The following is a 7,639-nucleotide window of genomic DNA, read 5'->3' as shown; positions in this document are numbered from 1 at the left end:
AAGGGGTGCATTTCCACGCGCCGCAGGCGCGGTTGCATGGTTTTCCCACGCCCGCCAGGGCGGTTGTAAAGGTTTTATCATACTGGCGCCCTTCATTACTTAAAGGGCGCCTACCAAGGCCCCCGATCCTCGATCCCGATCTTCGATCCCAGCCGCTCCGCGGCTGCACGCCCACCAGCTACCAGCCACTAAATTATCCCGATCCCGGTCCCGATCCCCATTCAACTCTGTCCATCTGATTTCTATCTTCTACCATCTATCTTCTTTTTTCCCATTACAAAACCGCAGTGCGTAGGGATGCACTGCGGTTCTGCATTAGGGAAAAACTATGATGGATAGGGACACGCAGCGTCAGGGGTGCTGCTCGTCCTGTCCTATCCACTGGTTTTTCCCGTTTACTGTCAGGGATAGGCTATGCGCTTTTTTAATCATTAAGCGAAAGGAACCCATTTGCCGTCTTTGGCTTCCATGATGGAGAGGTCCATCTTCGGATCACGGTGGTCATCGAACTGGAATTTGCCGGTTGCGCCTTCAAAGTCTTTGATCTTTGCCAGGGTGTCGCGGAATTTCTTTCTGTCGGTAGTGGTGCCGGACTGTTCAGCAGCCTGGTGCATGAGGTACATGGCATCGTAAGCCTGGGCAGCGAACTGATCCGGTTCATGGCCGTACTTGGCAACGAAGGCTTTGCGGAATGCCTGGGCTTTTTCGGACTTGCTTTCAGCGTTCCAGGGGGTTGCTACCAGGGTGCCGTTGGCAGCTTCGCCGGCCTGCTGGATGTATGCCGGGCTGTTGAAGCCGTTGTTTGCCAGGATTGGCTGGGTCATACCCATTTCACGGGCTTTCTTCACAATGAGGGCGCCTTCCTGATAGAGGCCTGCTACGGCGATGACATCGGGGTTGGCAGCCTGAATCTTGGTGAGCTGTGCGGAGAAGTCGGTGTCCTTATCAGCGAAGGTTTCGGTGGCAACGATGTCCAGACCCATTTCTTTCAGCAGTTCCTGGTAAATCTTGTTTTCACCCACCATCTGGTCATTGTTGTTGGAATAAAGGATAGCTACTTTCTTGAATCCCAGTTTTTCCTGTGCTTTCTTTACGGTGATCGGAATAGCCATCTTACCGGGGATAGCGTTTCTGAAGATGTAGTCACCGATATCGGTGATTCCGGGAGCGGTGGTGCCGGTACCGAAGGCTACCACTTTGGACTGCTGGGCAATGGGGCCGGCAGCAAACATTTCACCGGAGGTCATGGGGCCTTCGATAGCCAGGACCTTGTCCTGTTCAATGCATTTCTTCACTGCATTGATGGCTTCCGCCTTCACCAGTTTGGTGTCGTAGGTCTTGAGGTCGATCTTCATCTTGGTGTTCGGATTCTTGTTGATTTCTTCAACAGCCAGATCCACGCCGTCTTTCATAGCCTGGCCATAAGCTGCGCCGGGGCCGGTGTAGGCGGTAACGAAACCGAATTTAACTGTCTGCTGGCCTTTAGCGTCGCCACCGGAGGACTTCTGTCCACCGCCGCATCCTGCAAATGCTCCTGCCAGTACTGCTGCAGCCGCTGCTGCTGCCATTCCTTTTAACCATTTCTTCTGCATAGTTTATCCCTCTTTCAATAAATAATGAAATCCAAATCGAACGAAACAGGCAAATAAAAACCTCCGCCGGTGTTTCCACCAGCGGAGGCGCTTTATGCGCGGTACCACTCCCACTTATCACTTACGGACTCCAAGTTAACCGGCACCTATAAGAAAAGCCCCTACCTTCGTCAGAAGATAGGGGCGACATATCGCGGTACCACCCTACATTATACTTGTAGTCCTATTCGTAACGTGAATGAACGCCTGCACCTACTCATTTCGGTGTAAGAGCTCTCGAGGGATAGTATGAATGCTGCCATCTACCGGTTCGCACCTTACACCGGCTCTCTGAAGATTAAACAACAAACCTTTTGTCTCGTTCATAGCTTGTTTCAGTTCGTTTGGTTGTCTGAAGATGTGTATATAATACCCCCGGGATTTCACTCTGTCAAGTACTTTTTTGAAAAGAAATTTTTGGGAAATAGTATTCATCGGGTTCAAAGGGTTCAGAGGGGAAGGTTCTTAAGTTTGACCGGCCCGCTGGGCCGGAGGGTTCTTAGGTTTGACGGCGCCTATGGCGCCGAGGGTTGTGGTGGCGGCTGACGCTGCAGTATAAAAGGGGCGCGGCTTCGCCGCAGGTTGTGTAGAAGGGTTGTGTTTCAAGGGGCAGTCAAAAGGTTCTTAAGTTTGACCGGTCCTTTGGACAGGAGGGTTCTTAGGTTTGACGGCGGCTCCTCCGCCGAGGGGTGTGGATTGCCCTTTGGGTAATGAATTTTATAGGCCGCCTTCGGCGGCGGAACGACCGCATGGAGTTTCATTTCGACTTGCTGCCTGACGGCTAACCCCTTCCGGCTCGCTGCGCTCGCCACCCACCCCTTAAACAGGGGTGGGCAGGGACGTTACGTTCTTTACTTTTGTGTCAACAGTACTGCATGAGGTAGTGCTAAATCCCCAAAGGGGCCTAAATGACTCTTCCGTACAATGCCGCCTTTCGGCGGCGCCTTTGCACAGCAAAGGCCTATCCTCAGCCCTATCGGGCAGCTCCATTCCGGTCGGGCAAACAAAAGGAAGGCCCTTTTATGGGCAGGCTAAGGGCCAACATTGCCCGACTTGGCAATCCTATGCAGGATTGCCACCTGTGGAAGGAGCCTGCGTTACGTTCTTTCTCTCCTGCTGCTTAAGTCACGCTAAGCCTGGCGGTTATCACGATCCCGATCCCGGTCTCGGCCGCCCCGCCCCTCCCGGCCGAAAGGCCGTGTCCCTTACCACTTCATTTCCATGCCCATAAACCAGGAACGGCCGTGGATGTAGAGTGTATCTATTTCCCTGTCCAGCAGGTTATAGAGGCCGAAGGCGGCAGTGAGGCTTTTGCCCCAATGTTTTTGGAGGGAAAGGTTCAGTTCGTTCCAGGTGTAGTTTCTATCATCGAAGTAGAAGTCCTTTTTAAGTGTGGACCAGACCATGCCGGAGAAGCCGTAGGTGTCTTTACTGTCGTAGGAAAGGGACAGCATGGCGGTGTGGCGGCTGCGATTGGAGAGGCGGGTGTCTTCGGAGCTGTCCCTGCCGTCCAGGTAGGTGTAGGTACCCCGCACTGTCCAGCGGGGAGAAAGGGCATGGGAGATTTCTGCTTCCAGTCCCTTCAGGTCCGCTTTCTTCCTGTTTACATACCTGTATTTCATGGCATCGCCTGCCATTTTTTCATAATCGATGAGGTTCTTCACCTTCTGGTCGAACCATGAAATCTGCCACGATGTTTTTCCTGCCTGCCAGGAAAGGCCGGTGTCAAAGCTTTTGGAGGTTTCTGCTTTGAGGTCCGGATTTCCGTCCACCGTGACTCCCATGTGGTCCAGGTGGATATACCTTTCGCTGATGGTGGGCGCCCGGAAGCCCTTGCCGTAATTGGTTTTCCATGTCATGTGGTCATTCAGCCTGCACGAAAGGCCTGCCGCCGGTACGCCGATGAAGCCATAGCTGCTGTCCCGCTCAAACCGGAGGGATGGGCGGAAGGTGAGGCGGGAGTTTATGTCCCAGATATCGGACATATAGAAGGCACCGCTTGTCTGGTCATGGCCTTCTTCGCCCTTGCTTCCGCTGCCGGAGTAGTTTTCATGGGAAAGCCTGGTGCCGGTGTAGGTGCTCCGCTCCCATTCGCCGCCGAAGGTAAGGCTGTGGTCTTTGAAGGTCATGGTGTCCCTTCCGCTGAATCCCCAGATTTCATAGAAAGCGCGGTCGTAGTCCCAGGGTTTGAAGAGATTATTCAGCATCCGGGCCATGTCCCCTTTGAAATCGGGCCGTCCGTTCCAGGTTTCGCTGTATTTCCTGAGGCGGCTGTAGTAGGCCTGGCCGCTGTATTCATTTCTTTCTGTCTTTCCTTCGTAGGTAAGGGAGGTGTCCCACTGGGTCCTTTCGGTGCGGCTTTTTTCATCTTTCTGGAGCACCACGTCCCTGCCGGGGAAGTTCATGGAGGCATCGGAAAAGCACATGTCCGTGTCCTCATCAAAATAGTCCGCCTTGAAGCGAAGTGTATTTTTCGCGCTGTTTTGGAAATCATAGAGGCTGTCCAGTCCTGCGTAGCGGCGGATGCCGTAGGAGGGCACGTCAAAACCGTCATAGTGAATGTTTCGGGAATAGCTGTCCCGCCGGAAGGAAAGGGGCCTTACTTTTGTTATCCTTCCGCTGATGGCCAGATGGAAGGGGCCCTCCCCCTTAGGGTCTTCATGGAAATACAGGGTATTTTCCCCTTCTCCCAGACGGAATCCACCGCTGCTTTCTCCACTGCCCGGTTTCTTCGTTTTAATGTTAATGACGCCGCCCATGGCGGATGAGCCGTAGGAAACGCCATCGGCGCCGCGGATAATATTGATTTCCTCCACCTGGGACAGGTCAAAGCGCTGCAGAAGGGTCATGTTTTTGGAGGACGCCGTGTCCTCATCGGCCAGACGGTGGCCGTCCACAAGGACCAGGGTCTGGCTGCTGTTCATGCCACGCAGCATGAGCTGGTTGCTGCCCATGACGGACTGACTGTCCTGGCTTCCGGAGGAAAGGTCCACGCCCAGTGCCATGGACAGGGCTTCCACCACATTGGAGGCGCCCATGCGCTTCATATCCTTTTCTGTAATGGTTTCCCGGGGTGAAAGGGTGCTTTCCTTCTGCCCTTCCGCAGTCACCACCACGCCGGGGAGTGTATATACCTCAGCCCCTGCGGTAAGGGGAAGAAATGATACCAGAGCGGTAAGCCATACTTTTTTCATCAGTTGTCCTCAGTTTCCAAAGAGAATAAGTCCTGCACGATAGACCGCAAAGGATACGATCCATGCCACCACGCACTGAAATATAACCATTGCTGCCGCCCAGCGGCTGCCGTTTTCTCTTCTTACGGAAGCAATGGTGGCGATGCAGGGGGTATACAGGAGGCAGAAAATAAGAAATGAAAAGGCGGAGAGAGTGGTAAGGGCTGTTTCCAAAGCACCCACACTGCCGTAGAGGACGGACAGGGTGGCCACTACGCTTTCCTTGGCCATGAAGCCGCAGATGAGGGCAGTGGACATTTTCCAGTCGCCGAATCCCAGAGGTGCAAAGAGGGGGGCAATCCAGCCGCCCAGCAGGGCAAGGATGCTGTCTCTGCTGTCTTCCACCATGTTCAGTGTCAGGTCAAAGCTCTGGAGGAACCATACAATAATGGTGCCTACGAAAATAACGGTGAAGGCCCGCTGAAGGAAATCCTTTCCCTTGTCCCACATGAGGCGTCCCACGTTTTTGGCGCCGGGCATGCGGTAGTTGGGCAGTTCCATCACAAAAGGCACAGCCTCTCCTTTGAAGAAAGTATTCTTGGAAAGAAGGGCCACCAGTACTGCCATGCATACGCCGGTCAGGTACAGGGCCGTCATCACCAGGCCGCCGGTATGGGGAAAGAAGGCAGCGGTGAAGAAGGCATAAATAGGCACCTTGGCGGAGCAGCTCATGAAGGGAATCAGCATAATGGTCATGCGCCGGTCCCGAAGGGAAGGCAGTGTACGGGTCGACATGACCGCCGGCACGGAGCAGCCGAAGCCGATAAGCAGGGGGACAATGCTTCGTCCCGACAGGCCGATTTTACGGAGCATCTTATCCATGACAAAGGCCACCCGGGCCATGTATCCCCCGTCTTCCAGAATGGACAGGAAGAAGAAAAGTACCATAATAATGGGGATGAAACTCAGTACGCTCCCTACGCCGGTGAAGATACCGTCCACCAGAAGGGACTTCACCGCCCCATTCACCCCTGCCGCCGTAAGGGCTGCATCCACCTCCGCCGTCAGGGCATCTATGCCGCCGGCCAGCAGATCCTGGAAAAAGGCGCCGATGACATTGAAGGTAAGGTAGAACACAAGAGCCATGATGAGGATGAAAATAGGAATGGCCGTATATTTCCCTGTAAGGATGCGGTCCATCTTCCTGCTTCTGGCATGCTCCCGGCTTTCCCTCGGTTTTACCACCGTTTTATCGCAGAGCCGTCGGATAAAGAGGAAACGCATATCCGCCATGGCAGCTGCATGGTCCAGTCCCCTTTCCTCCTCCATCTGCTTGATAATATGACCCAGCATTTCCTTTTCATTTTCTTCCAGATGAAGGGACTCTTCCACCAGATGGTCTCCCTCCACCAGCTTGGCAGCCGCAAAGCGCACCGGTATGCCGGCAGCTTCTGCGTGGTCCTGGATAAGGTGCATAATGCCGTGAAGGGCCCGGTGTACGGCGCCCTTATGGTCCTCGGGACTGCAGAAATCCCGAATGCCCGGCTTTTCCCTGTACCTTGCCACATGGACCGCATGGCGCACCAGCTCCTGCACCCCCTGGTTCTTGGCGGCGGAAATAGGAATCACCGGAATCTGCAGGATTTCCTCCATTTCATTAATGAGAATAGAGCCGCCGTTCTTCTCCACCTCGTCCATCATATTCAAAGCCAGCACCATGGGTACATCCAGTTCCATGAGCTGCATAGTAAGGTACAGGTTCCGCTCCAGGTTCGTGGCGTCCACAATATTGATAATAGCGCTGGGCTTTTCTTCCAGAATAAACTTCCGGGAAACGATTTCCTCGCTGGTATAGGGAGACAGGGAATAAATGCCCGGCAGATCCACCACTTCGCAGTCCGGATGGCCCTTGATGAAACCGCTCTTCCGGTCCACCGTGACACCGGGGAAATTGCCCACATGCTGGTTGGAACCGGTGAGCTGGTTGAAAAGGGTGGTCTTCCCGCAGTTCTGGTTCCCTGCCAGCGCAAACACCAGCTTCCCCTCCACCGGCTTCGCATCATGGTAAGGCGAAAGCTCGTGCATCCGTCCCGGCTCCCCCAGGCCCGGATGGCTCACCACCGGCGGGAGCTGTACCTTCTTCTCATCCAGCCTTCTTTCCCGCACATGGTCGATGGAAATCTTCTTCGCATCCTCCACCCGGAGGGTCAGCTCATACCCCTCAACCATAAGCTCCATGGGATCCCCCAGCGGTGCAAACTTGATAAACGTCACCTCCGCCCCGGGAATAAGTCCCATATCTAGGAAATGCTGGCGAAGAGGACCTTCGCCGCCAACTTTCACCACATCTGCCGACTTCCCCTGAGGCAGTTCATCTAATGTCATTCCTATCTCTCCCTTGTAATAATCATCTTTCTGTTATGATATGGTACCACGATTGGGGAAGAGGTTCAAAGGGGTGCGCCCTTTTGGGCGCACCCCTTTGAATGGTTGACGGTCCTTAGGGCCGAGGGTTCTTAAGGTTCTTAGGTTTGACGGCGCCTATGGCGCCGAGGGTTGTGGATAGCCGCTTCGCGGCTATGATTATGAAGTCAGCGTTACGGGAATGCCTTCCTACTACATAAATCACGCTGACCATTCTGCTGAATTGGCCGCCTCCGGTGGCCACCCCCTATCCCGCTTCGCGGGACTCCCCCCTATTCAGGGGGGAGAATAGGCCTCTCTATACTTTCCTGTAGAGTCATGTGGCACATTGGTAAGCACCCATAGTGCCCCCTGAACAGCAATGCTATTGCGTTAAGAAGAATTCAGAAAGTACATGTCATTACGATGTGT

At 54.1% G+C, this 7,639-nt stretch carries 3 protein-coding genes and 1 other annotated feature; all 3 genes read right to left on the bottom strand.

From position 1 onward, the window contains the following. Positions 1 to 431 precede the first annotated feature (431 nt). The 3 genes from Q0482_RS09375 to feoB all read right to left on the bottom strand — a co-directional run bounded on the left by Q0482_RS09375 (position 432) and on the right by feoB (position 7,189). Positions 432 to 1,592 (bottom strand): ABC transporter substrate-binding protein, encoded by a 1,161-nt coding sequence (locus Q0482_RS09375; protein WP_299145740.1) that lies wholly within the window; start codon positions 1,590 to 1,592, stop codon positions 432 to 434. 176 nt (positions 1,593 to 1,768) lie between these two features. Beyond that, positions 1,769 to 1,967 (bottom strand) — a binding site (T-box leader). 869 nt (positions 1,968 to 2,836) lie between these two features. Continuing rightward, positions 2,837 to 4,825, bottom strand: a complete 1,989-nt coding sequence (locus Q0482_RS09370) for a TonB-dependent receptor (RefSeq protein ID WP_299145739.1) — start codon at positions 4,823 to 4,825, stop codon at positions 2,837 to 2,839. A 9-nt stretch (positions 4,826 to 4,834) separates the two neighbouring features. Continuing rightward, on the bottom strand, positions 4,835 to 7,189 hold the full coding sequence (feoB, locus tag Q0482_RS09365; RefSeq protein ID WP_299145737.1) for a ferrous iron transport protein B: 2,355 nt from the start codon (positions 7,187 to 7,189) through the stop codon (positions 4,835 to 4,837). Positions 7,190 to 7,639 lie beyond the last annotated feature (450 nt).

It is taken from the genome of uncultured Dialister sp., from assembly GCF_937959425.1.
GTDB lineage: Bacteria > Bacillota > Negativicutes > Veillonellales > Dialisteraceae > Dialister.
This window is presented reverse-complemented; position numbering and strand designations above follow the sequence as displayed.

Coding starts and splice junctions, on each gene's coding strand:
- Q0482_RS09375 (WP_299145740.1), bottom strand. CDS start 1,592: ATGCAGAAGAAATGGTTAAAAGGAATGGCAGCAGCAGCGGCTGCAGCA.
- feoB (WP_299145737.1), bottom strand. CDS start 7,189: ATGACATTAGATGAACTGCCTCAGGGGAAGTCGGCAGATGTGGTGAAA.
- Q0482_RS09370 (WP_299145739.1), bottom strand. CDS start 4,825: ATGAAAAAAGTATGGCTTACCGCTCTGGTATCATTTCTTCCCCTTACC.